The sequence below is a fragment of the Parvibaculum sp. genome, assembly GCF_039973015.1.
Classification (GTDB): domain Bacteria; phylum Pseudomonadota; class Alphaproteobacteria; order Parvibaculales; family Parvibaculaceae; genus Parvibaculum.
This window is the reverse complement of the sequence record NZ_JBDWLT010000003.1, coordinates 123,629-149,919: the sequence shown is the minus strand read 5'-3', so window position 1 is coordinate 149,919 and position 26,291 is coordinate 123,629. Positions and strand designations below refer to the sequence as shown.

General features: G+C 59.6%; 22 protein-coding genes and 1 tRNA gene. 3 read left to right on the top strand and 20 right to left on the bottom strand.

The window, feature by feature from the left end:
• Positions 1 to 4 precede the first annotated feature (4 nt).
• Complete coding sequence (locus tag ABJO61_RS02520) at positions 5 to 742, bottom strand: thioredoxin family protein (RefSeq protein WP_348324678.1); 738 nt, start codon at positions 740 to 742, stop codon at positions 5 to 7.
• A 271-nt stretch (positions 743 to 1,013) separates the two neighbouring features.
• Here ABJO61_RS02520 and ilvD point away from each other — a divergent pair, with 271 nt between their 5' ends.
• Both ilvD and ABJO61_RS02510 read left to right on the top strand, forming a co-directional pair.
• Positions 1,014 to 2,876 (top strand): dihydroxy-acid dehydratase, encoded by a 1,863-nt coding sequence (gene ilvD / locus ABJO61_RS02515; protein WP_348324676.1) that lies wholly within the window; start codon positions 1,014 to 1,016, stop codon positions 2,874 to 2,876.
• 64 nt (positions 2,877 to 2,940) lie between these two features.
• A complete protein-coding gene (locus ABJO61_RS02510) occupies positions 2,941 to 4,149 on the top strand; it encodes an amidohydrolase family protein (RefSeq protein WP_348324674.1) in 1,209 nt (402 codons plus the stop codon).
• Between the two features lie 14 nt (positions 4,150 to 4,163).
• On the opposite strand, the gene rpiB is transcribed toward ABJO61_RS02510, so the two are convergent.
• From rpiB to ABJO61_RS02435, 15 genes are all read right to left on the bottom strand, one after another.
• Positions 4,164 to 4,613, bottom strand: a complete 450-nt coding sequence (rpiB, locus tag ABJO61_RS02505; protein ID WP_348324672.1) for a ribose 5-phosphate isomerase B — start codon at positions 4,611 to 4,613, stop codon at positions 4,164 to 4,166.
• Between the two features lie 14 nt (positions 4,614 to 4,627).
• Positions 4,628 to 6,178 (bottom strand): glutamine-hydrolyzing GMP synthase, encoded by a 1,551-nt coding sequence (gene guaA / locus ABJO61_RS02500; RefSeq protein WP_348324670.1) that lies wholly within the window; start codon positions 6,176 to 6,178, stop codon positions 4,628 to 4,630.
• 7 nt (positions 6,179 to 6,185) lie between these two features.
• A complete protein-coding gene (locus ABJO61_RS02495) occupies positions 6,186 to 6,770 on the bottom strand; it encodes a hypothetical protein (RefSeq protein WP_348324668.1) in 585 nt (194 codons plus the stop codon).
• Complete coding sequence (locus tag ABJO61_RS02490) at positions 6,767 to 8,059, bottom strand: RsmB/NOP family class I SAM-dependent RNA methyltransferase (RefSeq protein ID WP_348324666.1); 1,293 nt, start codon at positions 8,057 to 8,059, stop codon at positions 6,767 to 6,769. Before ABJO61_RS02490 ends, ABJO61_RS02495 begins: the two co-directional genes overlap by 4 nt.
• A 28-nt stretch (positions 8,060 to 8,087) precedes the next feature.
• Positions 8,088 to 9,548 carry an IMP dehydrogenase gene (gene guaB / locus ABJO61_RS02485; RefSeq protein WP_348324664.1) on the bottom strand — a complete coding sequence of 487 codons (1,461 nt, stop codon included), beginning with the start codon at positions 9,546 to 9,548 and terminating at the stop codon, positions 8,088 to 8,090.
• A 112-nt stretch (positions 9,549 to 9,660) separates the two neighbouring features.
• Entirely contained in the window at positions 9,661 to 10,407 is a 747-nt protein-coding gene (locus ABJO61_RS02480; protein WP_348324662.1) for an RlmE family RNA methyltransferase, read from the bottom strand.
• Between the two features lie 2 nt (positions 10,408 to 10,409).
• A complete protein-coding gene (locus tag ABJO61_RS02475; protein ID WP_348324660.1) occupies positions 10,410 to 11,756 on the bottom strand; it encodes a Ppx/GppA phosphatase family protein in 1,347 nt (448 codons plus the stop codon).
• Between the two features lie 168 nt (positions 11,757 to 11,924).
• Positions 11,925 to 11,998, bottom strand: a tRNA-Gln gene (locus ABJO61_RS02470).
• Between the two features lie 115 nt (positions 11,999 to 12,113).
• Positions 12,114 to 13,907, bottom strand: a complete 1,794-nt coding sequence (locus ABJO61_RS02465; protein WP_348324658.1) for an NAD(P)/FAD-dependent oxidoreductase — start codon at positions 13,905 to 13,907, stop codon at positions 12,114 to 12,116.
• Between the two features lie 162 nt (positions 13,908 to 14,069).
• Positions 14,070 to 14,927: a cation transporter gene (locus ABJO61_RS02460; protein WP_348324656.1), complete on the bottom strand. Its 858-nt coding sequence runs from the start codon at positions 14,925 to 14,927 to the stop codon at positions 14,070 to 14,072.
• A gap of 86 nt (positions 14,928 to 15,013) precedes the next feature.
• Entirely contained in the window at positions 15,014 to 15,499 is a 486-nt protein-coding gene (locus ABJO61_RS02455; RefSeq protein ID WP_348324654.1) for a transporter substrate-binding domain-containing protein, read from the bottom strand.
• A 140-nt stretch (positions 15,500 to 15,639) separates the two neighbouring features.
• Positions 15,640 to 16,710 carry a TRAP transporter substrate-binding protein gene (locus ABJO61_RS02450; RefSeq protein WP_348324652.1) on the bottom strand — a complete coding sequence of 357 codons (1,071 nt, stop codon included), beginning with the start codon at positions 16,708 to 16,710 and terminating at the stop codon, positions 15,640 to 15,642.
• A gap of 123 nt (positions 16,711 to 16,833) precedes the next feature.
• Positions 16,834 to 18,159, bottom strand: coding sequence for a TRAP transporter large permease subunit (locus ABJO61_RS02445; protein ID WP_348324650.1), 1,326 nt, complete (start codon positions 18,157 to 18,159; stop codon positions 16,834 to 16,836).
• The gene (locus ABJO61_RS02440; protein WP_348324648.1) at positions 18,156 to 18,668 is read right to left on the bottom strand and encodes a TRAP transporter small permease subunit; all 513 of its coding nucleotides are present in this window, start codon (positions 18,666 to 18,668) and stop codon (positions 18,156 to 18,158) included. Before ABJO61_RS02440 ends, ABJO61_RS02445 begins: the two co-directional genes overlap by 4 nt.
• A gap of 238 nt (positions 18,669 to 18,906) precedes the next feature.
• Positions 18,907 to 19,335: a hypothetical protein gene (locus ABJO61_RS02435; protein WP_348324646.1), complete on the bottom strand. Its 429-nt coding sequence runs from the start codon at positions 19,333 to 19,335 to the stop codon at positions 18,907 to 18,909.
• Between the two features lie 78 nt (positions 19,336 to 19,413).
• Between ABJO61_RS02435 and ABJO61_RS02430 the strand changes: the two genes are divergently transcribed.
• Positions 19,414 to 20,544 carry a PQQ-dependent sugar dehydrogenase gene (locus ABJO61_RS02430; RefSeq protein ID WP_348324644.1) on the top strand — a complete coding sequence of 377 codons (1,131 nt, stop codon included), beginning with the start codon at positions 19,414 to 19,416 and terminating at the stop codon, positions 20,542 to 20,544.
• 4 nt (positions 20,545 to 20,548) lie between these two features.
• On the opposite strand, the gene ABJO61_RS02425 is transcribed toward ABJO61_RS02430, so the two are convergent.
• The 4 genes from ABJO61_RS02425 to ABJO61_RS02410 all read right to left on the bottom strand — a co-directional run bounded on the left by ABJO61_RS02425 (position 20,549) and on the right by ABJO61_RS02410 (position 26,274).
• The gene (locus tag ABJO61_RS02425) at positions 20,549 to 21,931 is read right to left on the bottom strand and encodes a DUF1329 domain-containing protein (RefSeq protein ID WP_348324642.1); all 1,383 of its coding nucleotides are present in this window, start codon (positions 21,929 to 21,931) and stop codon (positions 20,549 to 20,551) included.
• A gap of 134 nt (positions 21,932 to 22,065) precedes the next feature.
• A complete protein-coding gene (locus ABJO61_RS02420) occupies positions 22,066 to 23,898 on the bottom strand; it encodes a DUF1302 family protein (RefSeq protein WP_348324640.1) in 1,833 nt (610 codons plus the stop codon).
• Entirely contained in the window at positions 23,895 to 24,833 is a 939-nt protein-coding gene (locus ABJO61_RS02415) for a hypothetical protein (protein WP_348324639.1), read from the bottom strand. The genes ABJO61_RS02420 and ABJO61_RS02415 overlap by 4 nt, the downstream gene beginning before the upstream one ends.
• Positions 24,834 to 24,894: 61 nt before the next feature.
• On the bottom strand, positions 24,895 to 26,274 hold the full coding sequence (locus ABJO61_RS02410; protein WP_348324637.1) for a DUF1329 domain-containing protein: 1,380 nt from the start codon (positions 26,272 to 26,274) through the stop codon (positions 24,895 to 24,897).
• Between the last annotated feature and the right edge of the window lie 17 nt (positions 26,275 to 26,291).

The following is a 26,291-nucleotide window of genomic DNA, read 5'->3' as shown; positions in this document are numbered from 1 at the left end:
GAAATCAGGCAACGGAACCGCAGCAACCAGCCGATGGCTTCGCTTCGTATTCATCGTGACGGCGCATCCAGCCCATCGGCCCATCCTCGTTGCGGCCAAGCGGCGCGAGATCGAGGATCATGTAGGTACCGAGCAATGTTTCCGGTCCCCGGGCATAGGTCGAATAGGTGTGAAACACCTCGCCCTTCTCATTGCGATAGAAGGCGCTGAGGCCCGGCAGTTCGTCCATTGCCTTTGAGGAGGGAAGTTTCTCGAAGTTGTAGAAAACATCTTCACCGGCGAGTTCTTCCGACGTGAAGGAGACGTGGTAGTCGAAATTGAAATCGCTGCCGCCGGACGACACCCAGGGAAACTTCCATCCCATGCGGGTTTTGTAGCGTTCGATTTCGGCGAGCGGCGCGCGCGAAACAGCGAACAGCGTCACGTCGTGATTATTGAGGTGAGGCAACGTGCCGTCGAGATGGTCGGCAATAAAGGAACAGCCGAGGCAGCCTGCCTCCCAGCCCGGCCCGAGCATGAAGTGGTAGACGATAAGCTGACTGCGACCGGCAAACAGACCGGCGAGCGATTTCGGTCCATCCGGCGTTTCGAAAACATAGTCCTTTTCGACCTTCACCCACGGAAGCGCGGCGCGGGAAGCAGCAATTTCATCGCGCAAACGCGTCTCCGCCTTCTCCTTCTCCACAAGCGCCCTGCGCGCCACCAGCCACTCCTCGCGGGAAACAACCCTGTTCTGCGGCATCGCGCACTCCTCCCTGCAAAACCCGTTTCGATTTTTATTTTGATATCAATATATTTTGGCGCCGTCAAAGGGCTGAGGGCATTAATTTGCGAGCCCTGCCCAGTCAAGCTCCACGCCAAGCTATTGACGGAACGGGCGTTTTATCTCTAATCCCTTCATTCCGGCTTGCCTGCCCCCCATTTAACGGACGGGCATTCGACGCACGGGGCACGACTCACTATTCTCCCGGTTCCCGATCAGCGGAGCACGACCACCAAAGGACGAGATCATCATGAGCAGCTATCGCTCACGCACGACGACCCATGGCCGCAATATGGCCGGCGCACGCGGCCTGTGGCGGGCCACTGGCATGAAAGACGGCGATTTCGGCAAGCCGATCATCGCTGTGGTGAATTCCTTCACCCAGTTCGTGCCGGGGCATGTGCATCTGAAGGATCTCGGTCAGCTCGTTGCGCGCGAGATCGAAGCGGCAGGCGGCGTTGCCAAGGAATTCAACACCATCGCCGTCGATGACGGCATCGCAATGGGGCATGACGGCATGCTCTATTCTCTGCCATCGCGCGAAATCATCGCCGACAGCGTGGAATACATGGTCAACGCGCATTGCGCGGATGCGATGGTCTGTATCTCCAATTGCGACAAGATCACGCCTGGCATGCTGAATGCGGCGATGCGCCTGAACATACCGGCAATATTCGTTTCCGGCGGACCGATGGAAGCGGGCAAGGTGGTGCTCCGCGACGAAACCAAGGCGCTCGATCTTGTCGACGCCATGGTGGCAGCGGCAGACGAGACCTATAGCGACGCGGAAGTGCAAACAATCGAGCGCTCGGCCTGCCCGACCTGCGGCTCATGCTCGGGCATGTTCACCGCGAACTCGATGAACTGCCTGACCGAAGCCCTCGGCCTCAGCCTGCCCGGCAATGGCTCGACGCTGGCGACCCATGCCGCGCGCGAGGCGCTTTTCCTCGAAGCAGGCCGCCGGATCGTCGGTCTTGCGAAGCGGTGCTATGAAGAGGACGATCAGTCCGTTCTGCCGCGCTCCATCGCCACGAAGGAAGCCTTCGAAAATGCGATGTCGCTCGACATCGCAATGGGCGGCTCGACCAATACGGTGCTCCACATTCTTGCCGCCGCGCATGAAGGCGAAATCGACTTCACCATGGCCGATATCGACCGGCTGTCGCGCCGTGTGCCCGTGCTTTGCAAGGTCGCCCCCTCCAAGGCGGACGTGCATATGGAAGATGTGCATCGCGCGGGCGGCATCATGTCGATCCTTGGCGAACTCGACCGGGGCGGGTTGCTGCATACGGGACTGCCGACGGTCCATGCGGCAACGCTGGGCGACGCGCTCAACGAATGGGACATCAAGCGCAATACGGCGAGCGATGCGGCGAAAGCTCTCTTCCTCGCCGCGCCCGGCGGTGTGCCGACACAGACGGCCTTCAGCCAGAACCGGCAATGGGAGAGCCTCGATCTCGACCGTGAAGGCGGGGTCATTCGCGAAGCCGATCACGCCTTCTCGAAGGATGGCGGGCTGGCCGTTCTCTACGGCAATCTCGCGCTTGATGGCTGCGTGGTGAAGACAGCGGGCGTCGACGACAGCATCCTGAAGTTCACTGGCCCGGCGCGCATTTTCGAGAGCCAGGACGATGCGGTGAGCGCGATCCTGACCAATCGGGTGAAGGCCGGCGATGTGGTCGTCATTCGCTATGAGGGGCCGCGCGGCGGACCCGGCATGCAGGAAATGCTCTACCCGACCTCCTATCTCAAGTCGAAGGGTCTCGGCGCGAAATGCGCGCTCATCACCGATGGGCGCTTCTCTGGCGGCACGTCCGGTCTTTCCATCGGCCATGCTTCGCCGGAAGCGGCGGAAGGCGGCGTCATTGGCCTTGTTCGCGAAGACGACATGATCGAGATCGACGTGCCGGGACGCGGCATTCACCTCAAGGTGAGCGACGAGGAACTGGCGGAGCGCCGGGCCGAGCAGGAGAAAAAGGGCTGGCGGCCGGAGAAGCCCCGCAAGCGTGCCGTCTCCACCGCGCTCAAGACCTATGCCGCCTTCGCGACCAGCGCGGCGAAGGGCGCCGTGCGCGACAAGGATGCCATCGACAAGGCGGCGGGTCTGCACTGAGACTGAGCGTTTCGGCAGCTTGCCGCCGATGCGCCATTCATGACGCGAACGTCACGGGGAAAAGATGCGACTTGTCATACGAAATGCGCGACGGCTCGACGTCGATAAAATGGCATTCGTCGAGGATGGGCCCTTGGTCGCGGAGGCCGGCAAGGTTGTGGCGATCGGCGAAGATGCGACGGGGGAAGTCGAGATAGATGCAAAGGGAGGTTTCATGCTTCCCGGCTTCATCGATGCCCATGTCCATTTTCGCTTGGCAACACTCGATTTCGCAAAACTTCAGCGCTGGTCCGAAGTCGAGTTCGGCATCGTGATGGCCCGGCTCGCAACAGAAACGCTTCAGCGGGGCTTCACCACGGTCCGCGATCTGGGCGGCGATGTCGAAGGCTTGATACGCGCGATCAAGGCGGGTATCGCCGAGGGGCCACGCATCTTTCGCGCCGGACGGATGCTCACCCAGACAGGCGGGCATGGCGATGCAGAATCCGGCCCCCGACCCGTTCCGGCTTGCGCCTGCGAGATGCGGCACACGGCTTTCGGCATCGTCGCAGACGGTCCCGACGCCGTCCGCAAGGCCGCACGCCATAATCTTCGCGACGGATCAGACTTCCTGAAGATACATGTTTCCGGGGGTGTAGCCTCACCCGCCGATCCGCTGGAATCCGTCCAGTACACGCCGGCCGAGATCGCCGCCGCCTGCGAAGAGGCGCGTCACCGGCAGACTTATGTGGCGGCACATGCCTATTCGGCGGAGTCGATCAAGATGGCCGTCGAAAACGGCGTCCACACGATCGAGCATGGCAACATGATTGACAGCGATTCCGCCAATGCCGTCGCACGCCATGGCGCCATCATGGTGCCCACGCTTTCGACCTATGAAGCAATGGACCTGTTGGGACGAAAGATGGGCTTTCCTGCAGCCAACCTCGCCAAGAACAGCAAAGTGCTTGAGGCGGGCCTCCGCTCACTGGAAATTGCACGCGATGCGGGAGTAACGCTCGGTTGGGGTACGGACCTCATCGGCGAAAGCCAGGCCCGCCAAAGGCGCGAATTCGCCATCCGTTCGGAAGCCGAAACACCTGCCGAGATCCTGCGGTCCATGTATGTGGTCAACCCGAAGCTATGCGGCATGGAAGGCAAGATCGGTACGCTCGCCCCCGGCGCGGCAGCGGACATAATCCTGACAAGGATCAATCCGCTTGAAAACATCGCCGCACTTGGCGATGAAGACGCCATTGAGCGTGTCTTCCAGGCCGGACGCCCCGTAGCCTGACCACAACGAACGAGCTATCCCTCCAGCGCCACGATCATCTCCACGCGCGTCGAATGCCGTCCACCCTCGAAATTGGCGGAGAGAAACGCATCGACAATATCGAGCGCAAGGCCTTCGCCCACCACGCGCGCGCCGAGCGAGAGCATGTTGGCGTCATTGTGCTGGCGGATCATACGGGCCGAGAATGTATCGGAGCAGACGCCGCTACGTATGCCCTTTACCTTGTTCGCCGCCATCATGATGCCCTGTCCGGTACCGCAGAGGATGATGCCAAACCGGCAATCCCCGGAAGCGACACGCCGCGCCGCCGCTTCCCCGTGTTCCGGATAGTGAGTGCTTTCCGGCGTCGTCGGGCCGATGTCGACAACCTCCCAGCCCTGCGCCGCGATATGAGCGGAAATAGCCTGCCGGAGTCCGATAGCGGCATGGTCGCTGGAAAGGACGATGCGCTTGCTGGCTGTCATGGAGGAGCTTTCCTTCATTCCCACTCGATCGTGCCGGGCGGCTTCGAGGTCACATCATAGACGACACGGTTGATGCCGCGCACCTCGTTGATGATGCGGGTCGACACATGACCGAGGAACTCATGTGAGAACGGATAGTAATCCGCCGTCATGCCATCAAGCGAGGTGACGGCACGCAGCGCGCAAACGAAATCATAAGTGCGTTCATCGCCCATGACGCCAACGGTACGCACGGGAAGCAGAACGGCAAAAGCCTGCCATATCTGATCGTAGAGACCGGCTGCGCGGATTTCTTCCAGATAGATCGTGTCGGCCTTGCGAAGGATTTCAAGCCTGTCGCGCGTGATCTCGCCGGGCACGCGGATCGCGAGGCCCGGTCCGGGGAACGGGTGACGGCCGACAAACTGCTCCGGCAGGCCCAGTTCGCGGCCGAGATCGCGCACTTCATCCTTGAAGAGTTCGCGCAGCGGCTCGACGAGCTTCATGTTCATGCGCTCAGGCAAACCGCCGACATTGTGATGGCTCTTGATTGTGACCGAAGGGCCGCCCGCGAAGGAGACGCTTTCGATCACATCTGGATAGAGCGTGCCTTGAGCGAGAAAGTCCGCACCGCCGACTTTTTTTGCCTCCGTTTCGAAGACGTCGATGAAGGTTGCGCCAATGATCTTGCGCTTCTGCTCGGGGTCGGTGACACCATCGAGCTTGCCGAGAAAAAGGTCGCTCGCATCGACCGAGACGAGCGGAATATTGTAGTGATCGCGAAAGAGCGAGACGACCTGCTCGGCCTCGCCCGCGCGCATCATGCCCGTATCGACGAAGACGCATTGAAGCTGGTCGCCGATAGCCTCATGCAGCAGCACGGCAACAACGGATGAATCCACGCCGCCGGAAAGACCGCAGATCACCCTGCCAGACCCCACCTGCTCGCGGACCTTGGCGATTTCCGTTTCGCGGAAAGCGGCCATGGTCCAGTCGCCCCTGCAGCCGCAGATGCGATGCGTGAAGTTCCACAACATGTCGCGGCCACGCGGCGTGTGCACCACCTCCGGGTGGAACTGTACGCCATAGAAGCGGCGCTCCTCATCCGCAATGACTGCGAAAGGCGCGCCCCGGCTCTGCGCCATAACCTTGAAGCCCGGCGCAATGGACACCACGCGATCCCCGTGGCTCATCCAGACAGGTTCCGTCTCCCCCTTCTGCGCGATCCCTTCGAGCAGCGGCGTATCTTCGGTCACCTCGATGGAGGCGCGCCCGAATTCACGTTCGTCATGGCCTTCGACCTGGCCGCCGAGCTGCAACGTCATGGTTTGCTGGCCGTAGCAGATACCGAGAACGGGAAGCCCCGCCTCGAAGACGAATTGCGGCGCGCGCGGAGAATTCTCACGGCTGACGCTGGCGGGACTGCCGGAGAGAATGACGCCTTTCGGCTCAAACCCTTCCCACATCTCCTCGACCTTGTTGAAGGGCACGATCTCGCAATAGACGCCGCTTTCGCGAACACGCCGCGCGATGAGCTGCGTTACCTGGCTGCCGAAATCGATGATGAGAATGCGGTCTTCAGTCATGTTCCGTCTACGGATTTGGTTTCACTTCGGGCGAGGGAGATGAACCGGCATCGAGCGCGCGTTCGATTTCGCGGGTTTCGGTGCAGGCCGGGCAGGAAAAGCGAAGTTTGTCGAGCAAGAGCTTCGCGGCGTCCTCGTCTCCCGCCATGATGTTCAGGCGGGCAAGCCCGGCCAGAGCGGCGGGAAAAACAGGGTCGATGGCAAGCGCGATTACATAATATTTTCGGGCGAGTTTGCGATTGCCCGCGGCGTTCTGCACAGCTGCAAGCTCGGTATAGGCACGGGCATTTGCGGGGTTGGAGACAATCGCCTCCTCAAGAAGACGCCGCGCGGCGGCGAGGTCGCCAGCCTGTGCGGCCGCTATGCCCTTTTCCGTGAGGCTCAGGGAGGCGCTTTGCGACCTTGCATCGACGGCCAAAGCCGTTCCGAGCGGCAGCAGCGCCGTCACCGAAAGAAGCCAGCAGATCAACAGCGCAAAACGCGAGATTTTTTGGAAGAATACGGCCGCCATCGATCCAGGCCCGTGGGAGGAAAGACCTTCGATAGACCATCCTTGCCCCGACCCGTCAAGCCCGATGCCGCACCGCGTCATGTGTTCTCTTCCTTCCGAAGAATGGCAGCAAAAAAGCCATCCGTACCGGTGGAGGCCGGGCTCAGGCGAAGCGAATTTCCGGGCGGCGCAGGTGGGGGGGCCACCCCTTCCGGCCAGAAAGCAGCCCAGGACAAGGGGGTGAAACCGGTATGACCTGCGAGAAATGCCTCCACCTGGTGCTCATTCTCCGAGGGCAGAAGCGAACAGGTGACATAGACGAGCCGTCCGCCGGGCCTGACCAGCGCCGCTGCACGAGAGAGCACTTCCTCCTGTGCTGCCCGATAGCCTGACAGCATGTCGGGGCCCAGACTCCAGCGCGCATCGGGGCTGCGGCGCCATGCGCCGGTACCGCTGCAAGGCGCATCAACAAGGACACAGTCCGCGCGAGCGGCGAGGCCTGCAAGATCCGGGTCCGGCTGGCCTGCATGCCAGGGCCCGAGGGTGGTCGTTTGAAGGTTGCGGACGCCTGCACGCTGAGCGCGCGGCTCAAGCGGCGCGAGGCGGCGGCCATCCGTATCGCAGGCATAAATCTGTCCGCGATTTCCCATCATGGCGGCGAGCGCGAGCGATTTGCCGCCGCCGCCCGCACAGAGGTCCACAACCTGTTCGCCGGGCTTGACGCCCGTCAGCAAGCAGGCAAGCTGCGAGCCCTCATCCTGAATTTCGACGGCACCTTCGCGATAAACCGCAAGGGCCGGCAGATTGCCACGCGATGTAAGCCGGAGCCCCCAGGGCGACCACGGACAAAGCTCGGCTGTTAGACCCGCTTCCTCCAGCGACTTGAGAGCGCTCTCCCTGTTCGTCTTCAGTGTGTTGATACGAAGGTCTGTCGGCGCGCGATCGATAAGCGCCGACATCTCGCGCTCCAATGCATCGCCGAAGGCGGCCTCAAGTTCGGTATGGAGCCATTCGGGATAATTGAGGCGTACCCACGGGGCGGCATCGGGACCGGGCAGCGAGGCGGTGGTCAGTACCGTCCTCTCCGCTTCGGTCAGAGGCTCCGGCGCATGGCGACCGCCATCGGCGAGCGAGGATATATCCTCGCCGTTCACCAGCGCGTGTGCGGCAAAAGCCAGAAGCCGGGCATCCTCATGTCCCGTGGCAGCGGCAAGCTCCGCCCGGCGGCGAAGGACGGTGTAGACAAGCTCTGAAATGGCTTTGCGATCTTTCGAGCCCGCATAGCGGTTCGACCGGCCCCAGTTCTCCACGATGCGATCCGCCGGGCGGCCGCTCTGGAAAATATCGTTGAGGATCTCGATGGCAGATTGCAGACGTGCGCCGGGTGTCATTTCACGTCACCCGCGACCGGACGGGCGGTCAGCTCGCACCGCCGGGGTAGTTGGGGGCTTCGCGCGTGATCGTAACGTCGTGAACATGACTTTCACGCAGGCTCGCAGAAGAAATGCGCACGAACTCGGCATTCTTCTGGAAGTCCTTCACGGTCGCATTGCCGGTATATCCCATGGCCGCCCGAAGGCCGCCCACAAGCTGATGGATCACCGCCCCCACAGGGCCCTTGTATGGCACCTGACCTTCGATGCCTTCCGGCACGAGCTTCAGCGAATCTTTCACATCCTGCTGGAAGTAGCGGTCGGCGGAGCCTATGGCCATCGCACCCACCGACCCCATGCCGCGATAGGCCTTGTAGGAACGCCCCTGGAAAAGGAACACCTCACCGGGGCTTTCTTCCGTACCTGCGAAGAGCGAGCCGAGCATTGCGCAGTCCGCACCCGCGGCAATCGCCTTGGCAAGGTCGCCTGAAAACTTGATACCGCCATCGGCGATGACCGGTGTGTCGGCCTTCCGGGCCGCCTCGACGACATCCATGATGGCTGTGAGCTGCGGTACGCCGACGCCTGCAACGATGCGCGTGGTGCAGATGGAGCCCGGTCCGATGCCGACCTTGATCGCGTCCGCGCCTGCATCGATGAGCGACATGGCGCCATTCGCAGTCGCGACGTTGCCCGCGATCACCTGTGTCTTGTTGGAAAGCTTCTTGATGCGCGTCACCGCCTCGGCGACGCGGGCCGAGTGACCATGCGCCGTATCCACGATAATAACGTCGGCACCCGCGGCAATCAGCGCCTCGGAACGCCCATAGCCTTCGTCTCCAACCGTGGTCGCGGCGGCCACGCGAAGGCGGCCCTGCTCGTCTTTCGCGGCATTCGGGTGAAGCTGCGCCTTTTCGATGTCCTTCACCGTAATGAGACCGATGCAGCGATAGGCCTCGTCCACCACAAGAAGTTTTTCGATCCGGTTCTTGTGAAGGAGGCGTTTCGCCTCTTCCTGGCTTACGCCATCGGCGACCGTGATGAGACCTTCTTTCGTCATCAGGTTGCGGACAGGCTCGGCCGGGTTGCTGGCGAAGCGGACATCGCGATTGGTGAGGATGCCAGCAAGGCGGCCGGAAGGCTCGACGACAGGAATGCCGGTAATGCCATGACGTTCCATAAGGGCGAAGGCATCGGCAAGGGTCGCATCCGGCTCGATGGTGACAGGGTTCACCACCATGCCGCTCTCGAATTTCTTCACCTGCCGGACCTGCTCGGCCTGCTGCTCGGGCGTCATATTGCGATGGAGAACGCCGATGCCGCCGGCCTGCGCCATCGCGATGGCAAGACGCGCCTCGGTGACGGTATCCATGGCGGCGGAGATGATGGGAATGCCGAGATCGATCGTGCGGGTAAGGCGTGTGCGCGTATCGGCTTGAGTAGGCAGAACCGTGGATGCTGCAGGCAGCAGGAGAACGTCGTCGAACGTCAATGCTTCGCGGATCATACTGCCAACCTCCTGGGCCGCTACTGGCCGGGCACCTTATCGTGTGTTGGCGCTGGCTTTTAACACCTATATGCGGGAATGCAAAGAGCCGTATGCCGCAGCTGCGAAATATTCACACAGCGTCTTCGGCACTGCTTTCAGAACGCCCCTTAAAGCCTTGAGCCAACACATACATCTCCGCCGAGTCGGCCCGGCTCGCCTTGGGTTTCACATGGCGAACTGTCTTGAAGTGCTGCTTGAGGAGCGTCAGAAGCTCGCTCTCCGTTCCGCCCCGTAACACCTTGGCAAGAAAGGTTCCTCCTGGCGCGAGAACCTCCACGGCAAAATGCGCGGCGACCTCGCAAAGATGCATGATGCGCAGATGGTCCGTCTGCTTGTGGCCTGTGGTGGGGGCCGCCATATCGGAGAGCACGAGGTCCGCTTCGCCGGCAAGAAGCGCCTTCACCGTGTCGTCGGCTCCTTCATCCAGAAAGTTAAGCTGGAGAATAGTGGCGCCGGGCACCGACTCGGTCTCAAGATAATCGAGACCGATCACCCTGCCCTCGCCCTTGTTTTCGCCCTGACCGAGCGCCTTCACGCGTGCGACCGCAACCTGACACCAGCCGCCGGGTGCACAACCCAGATCGACCACGCGGGCACCGGGTTTCAACAGGCGATACTTGTCGTCGATCTCGGCGAGTTTATAGGCCGCGCGGGAGCGATACCCATCGCGCCTAGCGGCATGAACATAGGGGTCGTTCAACTGGCGTTGCAGCCAGCGAGTGGACGAATTCGAGCGTCTGCGCGCCGTCTTTACGCGCACCTTCAACGCACGGGCACCGCCGTCTCCGGCCCCGCCGCCCTTCTTCTCACCGGCCATCTTCACACCGTTCCATTATCACCTGCCGGACCTGGCTTTCTTCGGCGCTTTCTGCGGCGTCGCTTTCTCTTGCGGACATCCGCTTCCATCAGCGAGAGCAGAATACCCTCGCGAAGCCCCCGATCCGCGACACGCAACCGGTCGGCCGGCCAGGCCCGCGCTATCGCCTCGAAAATGGCGCAGCCCGCCAACACGAGATCCGCACGCTCCTGTCCGACGCAGGGATGAGCCGCGCGGCTTTCATAATCCATCTCGAGAAGAGACTGCGTAACATTTCGCACCTCCTCCGGCGATATCCAGATGCCGTCCACCCGTGTGCGGTCATAACGCGCAAGGCCGAGATGAACACCTGCAATGGTTGTCACTGTGCCGGAGGTGCCGAGCAGATGAAAATCAGCGGGTGCAATGCCGCTCACATCCGGCTTCATGCGCTCGAGAAAGGGGGCGAGCTGACTGCTGACCTCACCCACCATGCGGGCATATACGTCTTCCGGCACCTCTACGCCACCGTGGCGTTCCGCAAGCGTGACGACACCGCAGGGCAGCGATATCCAGTCCGCTATGGCGGGGCCCCCACCGGCACGGCCATCCATACGGACCCAGATAAGTTCGGTCGATCCGCCGCCAATGTCGAAAACGAGCGCCGAGGTGCAGTTCTTGTCGAGAAGAGGCGAACACCCGGCAACGGCGAGTCGCGCCTCGTCCTCTGTCGAGACGATTTCGAGCGAAAGACTGGTCTCCCGCTTCACGCGTTCGATGAAGTCCGAGCCGTTTTCCGCCGTGCGGCAGGCCGCCGTCGCTATCGTCCGGGACCGGGCGACGCCTCTGCGTGCCATCTTCTCAGCGCAGATGCGCAGGGCATCGATTGCGCGGTCCATCGCGGCATCGCCCAGAGCGCCTGTGTGGGCCAAGCCTTCCCCCAAACGGACAATACGGGAATAAGCATCGACAACCTTGAACCCCTCGGGAGAACGCCGCGCAATCAAAAGGCGGCAGTTATTCGTGCCAAGATCGAGCGCCGCATAGAGGTGATCCTGGGCACTATGACCTTTGGCCGGCCGACGGGAATTTCTGGGTGCCGATTTGGGACGAGGCTGCTCTACCGATTTATCGGGGGCGGCAGCGTCCTTGTGCGCGCCTTCCTTGCGGCGGCCTCTTCCCCGCCGACCGCGGCGGCGCGACTTTCCGGGCCCGAGCGAGGCTGCGCTTTTGTCTCTCGACCCGCCGTCCGGGAAACCGCGTGATCCTTCGTCATCCGCTTCCTTTGGGGAAGCAGTGCTGTGGTTCGCGGCGGAGGAGACCTGTGGCAGGCCTTCGATAGCGGCATGGGCCCCGCCAGGACCGTTCATGCCGTCGTCACCTTCATGGTGCACTTTGTTCAGACCCGGGAAGCGCAGGACACCGCCACAAGCGGACCGCGCTATCGACCGGATTCCCTGTATTTTTCAGTTGTGTGGAGTGTAGCAGCCTGAGCCGCGCGGTAAAGACGGGCTTGTCGCTGCTGTCATACAGGAAAGTGGCTGGGGGACTAGGATTCGAACCTAGACTGGCGGAGTCAGAGTCCGCTGTCCTACCGTTAGACGATCCCCCAAAACGCCGCCCAGAACCTCGGTTTACGACCGTTTCCGGGCGATTCGAGGTGCTGCTCGTCTTGGTTGCGCGGGCGAAACCTAGTCGCCGCCCTTGCTTTCGTCAACACTCTGAACTCAATGCAGTTCCAGGCCCGGCAGGCCACCCTCTCCGCGCCAGTCTTCAAGTATCTTGATGAAGGCGATAGAGCCGCCGCCAAAGGGACCATTACGAATGGCGGCTTCGGATGGCTGACCCTCATTGTTGTAGTAACCGGGCGTACATTCCTCAAGGAAGCGCTTGTTGAAGACAGCGGCTTTGAGCACCGTGTCGAGCCATTCCGCCTCGGCTTCCGGCGTCGTTTCGACCACACGGGCCTGACGGTCGATGCATTCCTTCACGATGTAGGACAAGTGTTTCGATTGCTCGTTCAGCATGTGCGGATAGTTGGCGGTAAAACCTGCCTGTGCATTGCTGACGATGAAACAGTTTGAAAACCCGCGCGTATGCATGCCGTGCAGCGAGGAAACACCATCTTTCCATTTTTCGGTGAGCGTCACTCCCCCCCGGCCATAGATTTCAAAACCGGCGCGCCGCGTGTAGCCGGTGCCAACCTCGAAGCCCGTCGCATAGATGAGGCAATCGATTTCGAATGCCTCGCCATTCGCAACCACGGCATTTTCGGTGATGCGCTCGACGCCCCTGCCCTGTGTATCGACGAGATGGACATTCGGACGGTTGAAGGTGGCGAGATATTCGTCGTGGAAGCAAGGGCGCTTGCAGAACTGATTATACCAGGGCTTCAACGCTTCCGCCGTCGAGCTGTCTTTCACGACATCCTCGACCCTTTTGCGGATCGATTCCATTTTCTGGAAGTCGGCGAGTTGGACCACCTCCGCCATCTCGGCGGGTGAGCGGCCCGCGGCACCCTTGCGCGCCATGACGAGAAGATTACCGATGATATCGGTCCAGCCGTCATTGACGAGGTCTTCCTCCTGAAAGCCGCCGGAGACAAGCGTATTGAAATTGTCCATCCGGTTCTGCTGCCAGCCCGGCGTCAGGCTCTGCGCCCAGCCGGGGTCGGTCGGCCTGTTGTCGCGGACGTCAATCGAGGACGGGGTGCGCTGGAAAACATAGAGCTCCTTCGCGTGGGCTCCGAGATGCGGCACGCATTGCACGGCCGTCGCGCCTGTGCCGATAATCCCGACGCGCTTGTCTTTCAACTTTTCGAGGCCGCCATTGCAGTCACCGCCTGTGTAGTCGTAATCCCAGCGGCTCGTATGGAAGGAGTGCCGCTTGAAACCTTCGACTCCCGGAATGCCAGGCAACTTCGGACGATGAAGCGGGCCGCTCGCCGTTACAACGAAGCGTGCGCGAATGGCGTCGCCGCGGTTCGTGTGAACGACCCAGCGGGCGATTTCATCATCCCACCGCATCTCCTTGACCTCGGTCTGGAAAAGCGCATCGCGATAAAGATCGAAGTGACGCCCGATCGCCTGACTGTGCGCGAGGATTTCAGCCGCCTTGGAATATTTTTCGACCGGCATGTATCCGATCTCTTCAAGGAGAGGCAGATAGATGTAGGATTCGATATCGCAGGCAGCGCCGGGATATCGGTTCCAGTACCAAGTACCGCCGAAATCACCACCCTTCTCGATCATGCGGACATTTTCGACCCCCGCCTCGCGCAAACGCGCGCCCGCAAGCAACCCGCCAAAGCCGCCGCCCACCACCACGACATCCACTTCGTCGCTCAGCGGCTCACGCGCAAAACCCGGTTCGACATATGGGTCTTCAAGATAGTGGGCAAACTGGCCCTTGATCTCGACATATTGCTCATTCGCATCCTGCCTCAAACGCTTGTCGCGCTCCGCACGGTACTTCGCCTTGAGTGCAGCCGGATCGAACCCAAGTTCTGCCTTATCAGCCATCTCATCCCCCTAATACGTGCCGCTTTCTGATGTGCGGCTGCTCGGGCTTTGCCCATTTCGTGTTGATAGAGATAATAATGCAGCCTTACTATCAGTCAAAGACTGCTTGCCGCGACCGGGTCACCCCCCCGCCGCCCCGGCGTCAATGGAGGAGAGACGCTCTCAAAGCTTTCCGCGGTGAACCGGCGTTACGACAATATCGTAGAGTCGCCAGTCACTCGCTTCGACCGCATCGCGCACCTTGTCGAGACGACCGATCACCTCTTCCTCGTCAGCGAGTTCCGCATATACCGAGCCGGTGAGAAGGTGTCCTTCCTCACGAAGCTTCACCTCTGCCGACCTCACTCCATAAACCGACATTGCGGCCTTGGTTGCCGCCCCTATTGCGGGATGCAGCTTATCTCGATCGACGGTGTGCGGGATACGATCGGCAAGATCACCCATGGCGCGCCAGACGTGACGCACACCATCGCGAATAATATCGAGAGAAATGAGAAGCGCAGCAGTCGCATCCGCCCACCAGAAGCCAAGCCCCACCCCGGCTATCCCGACAATGGCGCCAACCCCCGTCATCCAGTCCGCCTTCTGCATGGCGGCATCCGCCATAAGTGGCTTGTCATGGATCTCGCGGGCTATCGGCATCTTGAGATGACCAAGAATGACGGGTGGAACAATGCTGTAAAGAAGTGCGGACATCATCAGCCAGCCGCCCCAAACATCATGTCCTGCCACCGACATCAGGCCTATTGTCGGATGCTCTCGCTCCAGAAGCTTTATACCGTTCTCGGCCAGCAGATAAACACCAACAAGAAGCGTCGCGGTCGCGCCGACGAGATAGGCAATGGACACCGCACGATAAAGGCCAAGAGGGAAACGCTCCGTGGGGCCCCGGCGCTCGATGGATGCGGCGACGAGATAGGCGATGGCAGGAAGGAGACCCAACACATCCTCGATCCAAGCGGTGCGCGTCGCCTGAGCGTTACCCAGAACCAGATAGAGAACCGCAATGACGGTACTCATGGCTGCGAGGGTCGCCCATTCGAGATGTATGGCGCGACGGCGGAGTTTCGCTTTGTCTTTCGGCCAAACATATGCTTCGCGAGTTCTCACTGGCGCGCCTCTGCCGTGAGATCGAGAATTTCACTCTCGTGTTTCCTCAGAAATGTTTCCAGGGCAATGAGCCAAGCGTTTTCGCCCTTCGGTACTGCCATGACATGCTTCGTACCGGGAATATAAGCGCGGGTAAAACCGACCTCGGAACGCCATGAGTCTGTCTGAAGAAATCCGCCCACCACGAGGTCCAGCTTGCGGGTCTTCAAGGCCCGCATAGCGACAGGCCCGGACATCTCCGACCATTCAACCTTCCCGCCTAGAGATGAGGCGAATTGTTCGACGAGCTGAACTTCAATACCTCGCGCTTCACCATTGTCTCGTACAGCCCAAGGCGCATTTTCAACAATACCGGCCTCGATGGTACCGCCTTGTGCGCGGGCAAGCGTTCCGTGGGGATCTTTGGGATAATCGTCGCAAGCGGTCAGGAGGGCCAATAACAAGCCTGCAAACACTGACCCAAACCGTGCCGCCTTTCTCATCGGATCCTCGCCTCACGCATTGCGTGATTTGAGAGAAGAACGTCCCCAGACAGCGCCGGTTCCCGCCTGCTCTTTCATTTGAAACGAACCGGGCCCCGCCATATGGCGGAGCCCGACAAGCACCTCAGAAAAAGTTACGCTCAGCCATAGCGATAGGGCGCGCCAGCCTTGCGCATCGTATCGGCGTAATTTTTGAGGATTTTGACCACGCGCGCGTTGCGCTCGCTTTTCTGCGCCACTTCATCCCAGAATTTAAGTGCTTCATCTTCTACCGTCTGCCACTCCGCTTCGGGAATGGTGGTCAGTTCGAGCTTGCCGCCCGTTGTGCGGTAATGAGCTTCACCCCACCAATACCAATGCTGGCGGTAGTAGTGTGAGCTGTCCATCGAGAGCTTGAACAGCGTCTTGAGATGCTCGGGCAAAGCCTCCCACTTCTCCGTATTGGCGATATAGGAACCGGCCCACGCGCCCGAGATGTTGTTGGTGAGATAGTACTTGTTGATATCCGCCCAGCCGACCGTATAGGTCTCGGTCGCGCCGCACCACGCAACGCCGTCGAGCTCGTTCGTCTGGATGGCTACTTCGATGTCTTCCCAGGGAAGCGTGACTGGCACGACACCAAAACGTTCCAGAAATTTGCCGCCTGTCGGAAAGGTGAAAACGCGAAGCCCCTTCAAATCTTCGAGCTTGCGGATCGGTTTCGTCGTCACGAAGTTGCACGGGTCCCAGGAACCGGTGCTGAGCCAGGTAACCCCCGGCACTTCGGCATAAGCTTCTTCCCAGATTTCGCGAAGACCGTACCACTCCCACAATACCGGCACATCCAGGCTGTAGCGCGATGCGAAGGGGAAATAAGCGCCGAACACCGACACATCGACGGGTGCCGCCATGGAGTCATCGTCGCTCTGCGCGGCGTCGATGGTGCCATTCTGTACAGCGCGGAAAAGTTCACCCTGCGGCACGAGCTGGTCGGAGGTATAGAGCTCGATCGTCATCTCACCATTGGCTGCATTGTTGAAAGCATCAATGGAGGGCTTGATCACATGTTCAGCGAGCGCCGGACCTGCATAGGTCTGCAGACGCCATTTGATCGGCGACTGGGCGCGAACGATATTGGGCGCGGCGATTGTGGAAGCACCTACGGCTGCCACGCCAACGCCTGCCTTCTTCAGGAAGTCGCGCTTGTTCATGTTCTTGGGATCGTCAGTCATATAAAAGGCTCCTTCTTCTCTGGATGGTTTCGGGTCGTATCCAGCCCCAGAAGCCAGACCCGGCCCACTCACACGAAGAAATCCGCTACTGCCTCGAACGCCTGAACTTTTCTGAAAAACCTCCTATCGCCCGGAATACATATCGGGCAGCCAAAGGGCGAGCTGCGGAAATGCCATCACGATTGCGATCGTGACGAGCATAATCATGACAAACGGTACGATTGAGCGATAGATATCCACAAGGGTTATCTCCGGTGGCGCCATGGCGCGCATAAGGAACAGATTATAGCCGAAGGGCGGCGTGATATAGGCCACCTGACAGGTGATCACATAGAGAACGCCGAACCAGATCGGGTCGAAACCCAGGCTCCTGACAAGCGGAATATAGAGCGGCGCCACGATGACGAGCATGGCCGTGTCATCGAGAAACATGCCGAGGACCACGAAGGACAGCATCATCATGATGAGGATTTCCCATGGCCCGAGTTCCCATGTGTCGAGCAAAAGAACCTTGATCGCATTCTTCGCGCCCAGCCCATCATAGACCGCACCGAAACAGAGGGCGGCCAGAATGATCCACATGAACATGCAGGTGATGCTCAGGGTCTGACGCATGGTGTCGTCCATCACGCGGAATGTCAGGCGACGTTTCCACAAGGCGGTCAGCGTTGCGGCCGTCGCGCCGACGGCGGAGCTTTCAACGAGGCTTGTAACGCCGGTAAAGAAAAGCCCCATCATGGACACGAAGATCAGAATTGGCGCGATGCCTGCTTTCAGCAGGATGAACTTTTCGCCCCAGGTGATTTTCTCCAGCTCTTCCACCGGCAATGCAGGGCCGAGTTCCGGGCGCATCCTGCATCGGATATAGATGTACAGACCGAAGAGGCACGCCATGAGAAGGCCGGGGAGAATACCGGCGAGCCAAAGCTGTAGAACAGGCTGACGCGCAATCATCGCGTAAAGCACCAGGACCACGCTTGGCGGGATCAGGATGCCAAGCGAGCTACCGGCCTGAATAACGCCGGTGACCATGACCTTGTCATAGCCGCGCCGCAAAAGCTCCGGCAGGGCAACGCTCGCGCCGATCGCCATCCCCGCAACACTGAGACCGTTCATGGCTGAAATGACGACCATGAGCCCGATTGTACCAATGGCAAGTCCCCCCCTCAGCGGCCCCATCCAGACGTGGAACATGCGGTAGAGATCGCTCGCGATACCCGACTCGGAGAGCATGTAGCCCATATAGATGAAGAGCGGCAGCGTGAGCAACGGGTACCAGTTCAGCACCTGAAAGCTGGCGTTGAAGGGCATTTCGGAGGCACCGTCACCCCACAGAAGAAGCGAGGCCGCGGCCGCGACAAAGCCGATAGCGCCAAAGACGCGCTGGCCCGTCAGCAGCACCACCATGAGCGATGAAAACATCAGCAGTGTGATGAGTTCGTAGCTCATTCGATCTCCTCGCCACGAGCGCGAGCCAGATCCTTGAAGAAGAAGGCGACCGCCTGGAGAAGCATCAACGCGATACCAACGGTCATGATTGTCTTGATGGGCCAGAGCAATGGCGCCCAAGCGGTGTAATTGACCTGGTTGTAAGTGATGGCATATCGCGTACTTGAGACGCCGCCCATGAGCAGCACGACCAGATAGAAGATGAGGCAAAAGGATGTGATCGTATCCGTGAAAGCCATCTTTCGCGGCGACAGGCGGCCGTAAAGGAGATCCATTCTCACATGCGAGTTGATCTGCATGGAGTAGCCGCCGCCCAGCAGATAGTAGGCGGCCAGCAGGAACTGGCCCATTTCCATGACCCAGGAAATCGGTACATCGAAGACGGTGCGGGAGATCGAGGCGTAGAGCAGGATACCGATCATCACAAAGATCAGTAACATGACGACCCGGCCGACGGCTCTGTTCACCGCCTCTACGTACCGGACATATGCTCTGGCTGCTCTTGGCAAGTTGCCTCTTTGACACTCGTACAAGACTTCAGGCCAGAAGGATCCAGCCTTTGGGCAGGAAACACAGCAATATCATCAAGGCTGGCACGGATTAACGCGACAAGGCAACTGAAGACACTGCCCTGGTGCAGGAAAACGCTTTCTCCCCTGACCTTTCCCGATCTCGTGGACGCAGTGACCATACCGCAGGCGAAATGGCGCCCGGTGAGGCATGTCCTGCCAAAGAGGGAGGCATTCGCTAGCGCGTCACTCGTGCGAAGGTGAGGCCGCCGACCGCGCCTGCGATCATCTGAACGATGAAACCCATCATGGTGCGCGCTCCTGCGATCGGCGTGATGTCCAACACGATCCTCATAGCAACAAGCGCAACGCCAAGTGCAACGGCGCCCGCCACGCCATAGACCAGATAGCGCTGCGTACCTGCCAACCTGTAGACCAGAGCTGCCGCCGACATCGCAATCAGGAAGGCTATGGCGATGATCATGCCGAACATCGGGCCCATGCCCGCAATGTCCTGCACGGTGGTGGAAAGACGGTCCGAAACCGGAATTTCGATGCCAAGACCGGTCAGCTCCGCGAGAACGAATTGCGTGTGGGCAATCGCGCCCAATACGGTCGTCACGATCACGGCCAGGACAAAGCCGGCCCCCATCCTCGCAATACGCATCCGCCACCCTCATTTCTTCAAACGCCAATTCGCTATATGATTGCACAGAATATCAGCAGTTGGGACGGGAAACAGCCGATGATGAAGCGGGCATTCGCCAAGAGAGTACTGGCCGGAGCGGCATTGCTGCTTCTACTCACAGGATTTGCAGGCGCGCAGGAAACGTCCTCGACAGATAAAGCCTATCGGATTACGCCGGTAGCGGAGGGACTCGACCACCCATGGAATCTGACCTTCATGCCGGACGGATCCATTCTTGTCGTATTGCTGCCAGGTGAAATTCGCGTTCTTCACGACGGCGCTATGTCCGAGCCCGTCGCCGGTGCACCCGAAGTGTATTTCGAAAGTCAGGGTGGCCTCTTCGAAGTCAAGCTGGACCCCGCTTTCGCGGACAATGGCTATGTCTATCTCTCATATGCGCATGGTACGCCGGACGCGAACGGCACCCGCGTCGCCCGCGCCCGTTTCGACGGCAAAACACTCTCCGACCTTGAAGTAATCTTCGATGCAACGCCCACAAAGGACACGCCGGTCCATTATGGCGGCGTGATGACCTTTCTGCCCGATGACACCCTGCTCATCGCGGTGGGCGACGGATTCGATTATCGCGAAGATGCGCAGCGTCTCGAAAACAGTCTCGGCAAGATCGTGCGTATCAACCGCGACGGGAGCATTCCCGCCGACAACCCGTTCGTGGACAAGGAAGGGGCGCGGCCCGAAATCTGGAGCTACGGCCACCGGAATCCGCAGGGTCTTCTCTATGATGAAACGTCTGGCCGCGTCTATGAACACGAACACGGGCCGCAGGGCGGCGACGAAATCAACATCATCGAAGCCGGCAAGAATTACGGCTGGCCCGTAATTACATGGGGCATCGACTACTCCGGCGCGCGGATTTCACCCTTCACGGAGTATGACGGGATGGAACAGCCTTTGCTCCACTGGACGCCTTCCATCGCACCCTGTGGCTTCACCATCTATCACGGTAGCGCCTTCCCCGAGTGGGACGGCGACCTCTTCGTCGGTGCACTGGCCGCAAAGCTGGTGCGGCGTGTGGATATGGAGGGTGGAGAGGTCGTGGGACAGGAGGAATTGTTCGGTGAACTCGGCAAGCGGATCAGGAACGTTACGACGGGGCCGGACGGCTACCTCTATCTTGTAACGGATGGTGAGGACGGTTCCATCCTCCGCGTGGAACCAGCCGAATAACGCATCATGTTCCAAGGCGACGCAAGGCATTCGTCGTCAGATAGCGGTCGAATGCCGATTGATCGTTCACCATCATCGTATGACCACCGGTGACACGTTGTACCTGCTCAAGCCGCGTGATGCGGTTTGTCTGGATATTGTGCGCATGGACGTGGGTCCATGACCAATAGGGATGAGCCCCGTCCATGACGGCATCCCCGCCCTTCTTGTAGAGCGAGAAGGCTCCATCGAAAGAACGGAATACCTGTCCCTTTCGGTCGAAGGAGACCATAACGAAGGGCAGCATGGTGCGCGCATCGAACCAGACGTACTTCTTGCCGACGGGTGCGCGCGGGAACTTCACGGGCTCCGCCTCCACAACCAGCGCTTCGGGAACGAGCTGCACTTTCGTATCCCAGAAGCTCACCCCGTTTGGGCCGCCATGCGTTTTGTGCTCCCAGTTCGGGTGGCTGGCCTCCCATCCATCGGACAAGGCAGCCAGCGCCGGTCCCTGATGCACGAGGCGATAGTTGCCCCAGGTGAGTAGCGGATCGCCCGCCGCCCAAGCATCCGAAAGATACATAGTCGAGCCCGCAATCAGCGGCTCGAAGCGCTGGTTGGTTGGAAAGCGGCGGATACGTTTGAAGGCAGGCAGGTAACCGTAAAGGTCAGGAAATTCATTCTGGTCATAAGGCCAGATATTGAGGAAGGAGGTGCCCTTCTCCTCGTTTGGATAGGTGAAGGCGACAGACTGGAAACGCAACTTGTCCTTGAACTCAGGCCAATAGGGCCTTGGTTCAACGACAATACGCGCAACAGGCGCAAGCTCCGCCCAGACGGACTCATAGGTGTAGTCGACCCTGCCCTCGGGGCCCAAGTCGTATTCCTTTGTCGCATAGACGGAAACGTCATGCCGCCCCCAACTCAATGTGAGTGCCGCGAATATCTCAAGTGCGGTCTTGGGATCGGGAAATGGGTTTCCGCCAATCCACGGATCGCCATCGAGTGTGACGACATTCCCCGTCTTGTCGAAACGCGCCTTGCCCTTGTTGCGAAGCGTTGCTTCGATGTACTCCCAAGGGCTCAGGGACATGATGTCGCCCGTCGGTGCGACAACCTCAAGTACACGCCCCATATCCTTGATTTGGCGGTAACGGATCGGGTCGAGAAGCTCCTTAACGAGATCGACATTGCCCGCATCGATACGACCACCTGTCGATATGCGGCCCTTCGTATAGGCCTCGATCGATAGAAGCTCATCGGGATAGGCTTTCGTCGCGTCGCCGTGTGCGGCAAGCGTCTGCCAAAGCGGAGCGGTGACGCCAAGGCCCACAACACCGGATGCGAGACGCCTCAAAAACAAGCGACGTGAATAGTCATGCGTGAAACGCCGGATATGCACCCTCATCTCCATCCGGGTCAGCGGTCAGGCAGAGCCTGACGATATCCGTCCGGAGAACCGGCGCGCCTTAGGGGAACACATTGCCGCAAGCGGCCCTGTTTTAGCGCCGGCGCTCCGGACGGAGCTAACGATGACGAGACTCAGAACTGATAGGTAATGCGGAATGTCAGTTCGTCGGCCCAGTCAATCGTGTCGATGATGTCGTCATTGCCGCCATCGGAAAGCGTAACATTGGCGAAAACTTCCGCCGTCCACGCCTCATTCGGCTTCCACTTCAACCCCGGCTGAATAAGCGCGCCACCGTTCACGTCGTAGAGAACGGAGAAGTCTGCCCGCCAGATCAGGTTCGGAAACGGCTGCTGCAAAGCAAAGGCGATGGCATTGAAAGAGTCTTCACCCTGAGGCAGTCCGGTTGTGCGCGCACCGGTTGCCCCCATACCACTCAAGTGCCGGCCGAACATGTCGCTTTCCGATTTGAACAGATATTGCAGCACCATGAAGGTCGCCGGAAATTCCTGCGAGAAGCGGTGGTACTTTTCAAACACAAGCGAGGCGACATATTCGTCTTCGACGATGTGATTGCGGCTCAAGTCCGGGCTTGTGAACACCTTGTCCGGTGTCCAGGTGAACTCGCTGCGGATGACGAGCTGGTCGAAGAAGGAACCGGCTCCTGCGTCCACGACGTAGTTCGCACCGATGCCAAAAATATTCTCACGCGGATAGACCCGCGCGATGTGTCCGCGAAGCGGTCCAAGTGCCTGAAAGAAGTAGTCCAGCTCGGCAGCAGCCAAAGTCTGGTTAGGTGCTTCAAAAGCACCGAGGCCGCCTGTAGCAGGCTGAAATTCCCGGATTGCCGCATTAAAACCCGCGAAGCCATTGAGTCGGGCCATCCCGGCATAGGTGAACCATTCCTCAGCAGAATAGACGCCCGTGCTGCTCATGGAGAACGGTGTGCCGCCGAGGATGGGATCACCAGAATCCGTCCAGTGGAAGACACCGTCCGGGTTGCGGCGGTTGACGGCAATCGCCTGTATGGCGAGATCGCCGAACTGCGCCTGGATACGACCACCGAAATTCATGGAGCCTTCGGCGTCATCAAACCCCTCATCCTGATGGATGGCGAACTGCGAAGGGATCACATTGTACGGCGTGTCGGGGTTCGCGAGCACCGAGGGGCTGAAGAGCTGCGTGAAGCCTTCAATTTCGATGTCATTCGTCACCCGGTAGGAACCACGAAGGCCAGGCGCTGCAACGCGTTCATCGGCAAACTCTTCAGCCACGAGGTCGAGCAGGAGATGGCGGCGAAGATCGAGGCCGTTCGGCACATCCAGTACGCGGAAGAAAAGCGACTCGCCCCATGCAATCTGCTGATTGCCGAGACGCAGCCAGAGCGGACCATCAGCATAGTCCAGATAGAGCGAAGGCAGGTCGACCATATAGTTCTGGCCGTTTGCTTCGAGGAAAGTACCGCGCCCACCGCTCCAGAGATCCGTCTCGAAGAACTCGGGATCACCATGCCCATCAAAAATGTCCGGCTGAAAATATCCCCGTAGCTTCGCAAAGCCAGTCCAATTAGCGTTGAAGTTCGCCTGGAAGTCGACCTCAAGGCGTGTCGCCATCAGATTGAAGTCATTGTCAGCACTATCAATCGGACGCGTAGTTGTCGTCACGCCCGCACCCGGCGCCGGGGCAAGGAGCGACGAATCCTGTGTAATCGTCCGGCCGTTGAAAATGTTGCCCTGCTGGTTGTAGGGATTCTCTTCGTCGGTGAGCTTGATAGCCGGTTCCTGCCGGATAAAGCCCTGAACATTGTAGTCGGCAGCCTGAGCGCCGGTTGCAAGCGCCGCGACAGCGAACACTGCTCCGACAAGAAGCCCCCCGGCAGCCTCGATCGATTTACGAGACATTATCTCCCCTCCCTTGGATAACCCGTAACGGGTTGAAGCCAGTTCCAAACCGCCCTTGCGGTTCACTCGTCCATTTCAAGAATTCTCCCGCGGTGACCGACAAGCATCGGCTTGTCCCGCGCCGCCGAAGAAGCGACCGCCTGATACCAGCCGGTTTCAATGTCGCTGCGCGTCACGGGCTTCCATGTCTTTCCACCATCGTGACTTGCATAAGCTCCGCGGATACCGGCTGCGAAAGCACGCGAGCCGGAACGCCAGATGCCAAGAAGATTGGTTTCGCCGGGTTCAGCGTGTTTCGTCCATGAGCGACCGCCATCGGAAGTACCGAGTACGAGCCCGTCCTGACCGACGGCCAGCCCCTCGCCTTTCGTATCGATGGTGAAGTCGAAGATCGATTCCACGCCCCTCCGCACAACGCTCCATGTGGCGCCGCGGTCAGGCGACTGAAGAATGAGGCCAAATTCTCCAGCGACGGTGATCCGGTCTCCGGCGACATCTACCGCATAGAGATGCGGCTCGACGTAGTCGTCCAGGATCTCCATCCAGTCGAATTCAGGGGAAGACCAGGTCCACCCGTCGTCACGCGAGACAAGGATGGCCCCAAAGCCCCCCACTGCAACGACAAGACCATTTTCGCCAAGGGCCACCTGAAAGAGACGGGCATCTGTTCCACTATCGAACTCTACCCAACGCCCACTCTCATAGCGGAACATCTTGCCCGACTGACTGACGAGAAAACGCCGCTGCCCCTGGAATGCAACGCCGAGCAAGGCGAGCTCTGTGTCGGGTCTCGCGCCGGCCGCCCAGCTCAAGCCGCCATCTGTACTTTCGAGGACAGTTCCTCCTCCACCCACAGCAAGCCCGTGGGAACCATCGAAGGCAATATCGAAGAGCGCATCGTGCGGTGTGCCCTGATAGCGGAGTGACGAACCATCCGGTGCTGCCTGCGCAATTGCAGGAAGCAACAGAGAGACCAGCACCAGAATCGAAAATTTCTTCAATATGGAATCCTCCCGGCCAGCGGGTACGGGAAATGCTTCCCGTACCCTGCAACCGATATCCTCAGGTTCCGAAACGCCGGATTGCCTGTGCGGTCAGATACTTGTCGTAAATCTCCGGCCCGATGTTGTATTCAGGACCGAAACCACCGGTGATCTGTTTAGCCTGAACGAAGCGGCTCATGCGGTTCGTCTGGATGTCGTGGCTATGCACATGGGTCCATGACCAGAGCGGATGACCGCCATCCATAAAGCTCGTATCTCCGTCCTTGTACTGACTGAATGCTGGCTCGAAGGATTTCCAGAGTTCGCCACGCCTGTCGAAGGTAAGATAGGAGACGAACATCATGTTACGAACGTCGATATAGACCCGCTTCTTGCTCACAGGAGCCCGTGGATATCCGATGGGTTCTGCTTCCACGACGAGAACTTCGGGAACGAGTTCCTTGTAGTCCTCGAAGAAGGTCTGCCCCTGCGGACCGCCGTGAACCTCACGTTCCCAATTGGAGTTGCTCTTCCCGGTCCAGTTTCCGGACACCGCGCCGAGATGCGGCTTGGTACCGATAACCTTGTAGTTGCCCCATGTGAGCATCGGGTCGCCTGCTGCCCAGGCATCCGAGAGAAAAATCGTGATACCGGGCACCAGTGGTTCGAAACGCTGGTTGGTCGGGAAATTTCGAACCCGCTTGAAGGCGGGCAAATAGCCGAGCAGATCCGGGAACTCACGCTGGTCATAGTGCCATGTGTTGAGGAAGGCTGTGCCCTTTGCGTCCGTCGGTGACGTAAACCAGACAGCCTGATAGCGCAGTTTGTCTTCCTGGCCTTCGAGATAAGGCGAAGGTTTGTTCACAAGGCCAACAGTGTTCTGTTCGGCCCAGATGAAGTCATATTGATAGGAGAGATCACCGTTCGGCGAGATGTCCCAGTCGCGAACGCCATAGACGGATTCATCGTGACGCCCCCAGGACATGGTGAGGTTGGAGAAGGCCTCTTCACCTGTTTCGGCGTTGGGAAATGGATTGCCGCCAATCCATGGCTTACCTTCAGTGGTGACCACATTTCCGTTGGCGTCGAACTTCCCCTTGCCGGCGTTGCTAAGCGTCGCTTCCAGATACTCGTGCGGGAACAGCTTGGTTACATCGGTCGTCGTTTCGACGATGTTGATGCGCCGCCCCATCTCCTTCACCTGACGATAGGCTATGGGGTCCAGCAGATCCTTCACCACCTCGACGTTCTCGGCCGTGACAACGTCACCGGGCTTGATGGCGCCCTTGGTATAGAGATCAATGGAAAGAAGCTCATCCGGGTAGACCTTGTCGATCGTCCCGGAGCGGGCAATTTCAGGCCAGAGCGGCGCGAGCACGCCCGCCGTGGCAATCCCCTTAAGCGACTTTTCCAGAAAAGCGCGCCTTGTGAAGTCTCTATCGTATTTCCGAATTCGCATTTTCCTTCCTCCTCCCA

Coding starts and splice junctions, on each gene's coding strand:
- ABJO61_RS02520 (WP_348324678.1), bottom strand. CDS start 742: ATGCCGCAGAACAGGGTTGTTTCCCGCGAGGAGTGGCTGGTGGCGCGC.
- ilvD (WP_348324676.1), top strand. CDS start 1,014: ATGAGCAGCTATCGCTCACGCACGACGACCCATGGCCGCAATATGGCC.
- ABJO61_RS02510 (WP_348324674.1), top strand. CDS start 2,941: ATGCGACTTGTCATACGAAATGCGCGACGGCTCGACGTCGATAAAATG.
- rpiB (WP_348324672.1), bottom strand. CDS start 4,613: ATGACAGCCAGCAAGCGCATCGTCCTTTCCAGCGACCATGCCGCTATC.
- guaA (WP_348324670.1), bottom strand. CDS start 6,178: ATGACTGAAGACCGCATTCTCATCATCGATTTCGGCAGCCAGGTAACG.
- ABJO61_RS02495 (WP_348324668.1), bottom strand. CDS start 6,770: ATGACGCGGTGCGGCATCGGGCTTGACGGGTCGGGGCAAGGATGGTCT.
- ABJO61_RS02490 (WP_348324666.1), bottom strand. CDS start 8,059: ATGACACCCGGCGCACGTCTGCAATCTGCCATCGAGATCCTCAACGAT.
- guaB (WP_348324664.1), bottom strand. CDS start 9,548: ATGATCCGCGAAGCATTGACGTTCGACGACGTTCTCCTGCTGCCTGCA.
- ABJO61_RS02480 (WP_348324662.1), bottom strand. CDS start 10,407: ATGGCCGGTGAGAAGAAGGGCGGCGGGGCCGGAGACGGCGGTGCCCGT.
- ABJO61_RS02475 (WP_348324660.1), bottom strand. CDS start 11,756: ATGAACGGTCCTGGCGGGGCCCATGCCGCTATCGAAGGCCTGCCACAG.
- ABJO61_RS02465 (WP_348324658.1), bottom strand. CDS start 13,907: ATGGCTGATAAGGCAGAACTTGGGTTCGATCCGGCTGCACTCAAGGCG.
- ABJO61_RS02460 (WP_348324656.1), bottom strand. CDS start 14,927: ATGAGTACCGTCATTGCGGTTCTCTATCTGGTTCTGGGTAACGCTCAG.
- ABJO61_RS02455 (WP_348324654.1), bottom strand. CDS start 15,499: ATGAGAAAGGCGGCACGGTTTGGGTCAGTGTTTGCAGGCTTGTTATTG.
- ABJO61_RS02450 (WP_348324652.1), bottom strand. CDS start 16,710: ATGACTGACGATCCCAAGAACATGAACAAGCGCGACTTCCTGAAGAAG.
- ABJO61_RS02445 (WP_348324650.1), bottom strand. CDS start 18,159: ATGAGCTACGAACTCATCACACTGCTGATGTTTTCATCGCTCATGGTG.
- ABJO61_RS02435 (WP_348324646.1), bottom strand. CDS start 19,335: ATGCGTATTGCGAGGATGGGGGCCGGCTTTGTCCTGGCCGTGATCGTG.
- ABJO61_RS02430 (WP_348324644.1), top strand. CDS start 19,414: ATGATGAAGCGGGCATTCGCCAAGAGAGTACTGGCCGGAGCGGCATTG.
- ABJO61_RS02425 (WP_348324642.1), bottom strand. CDS start 21,931: ATGAGGGTGCATATCCGGCGTTTCACGCATGACTATTCACGTCGCTTG.
- ABJO61_RS02410 (WP_348324637.1), bottom strand. CDS start 26,274: ATGCGAATTCGGAAATACGATAGAGACTTCACAAGGCGCGCTTTTCTG.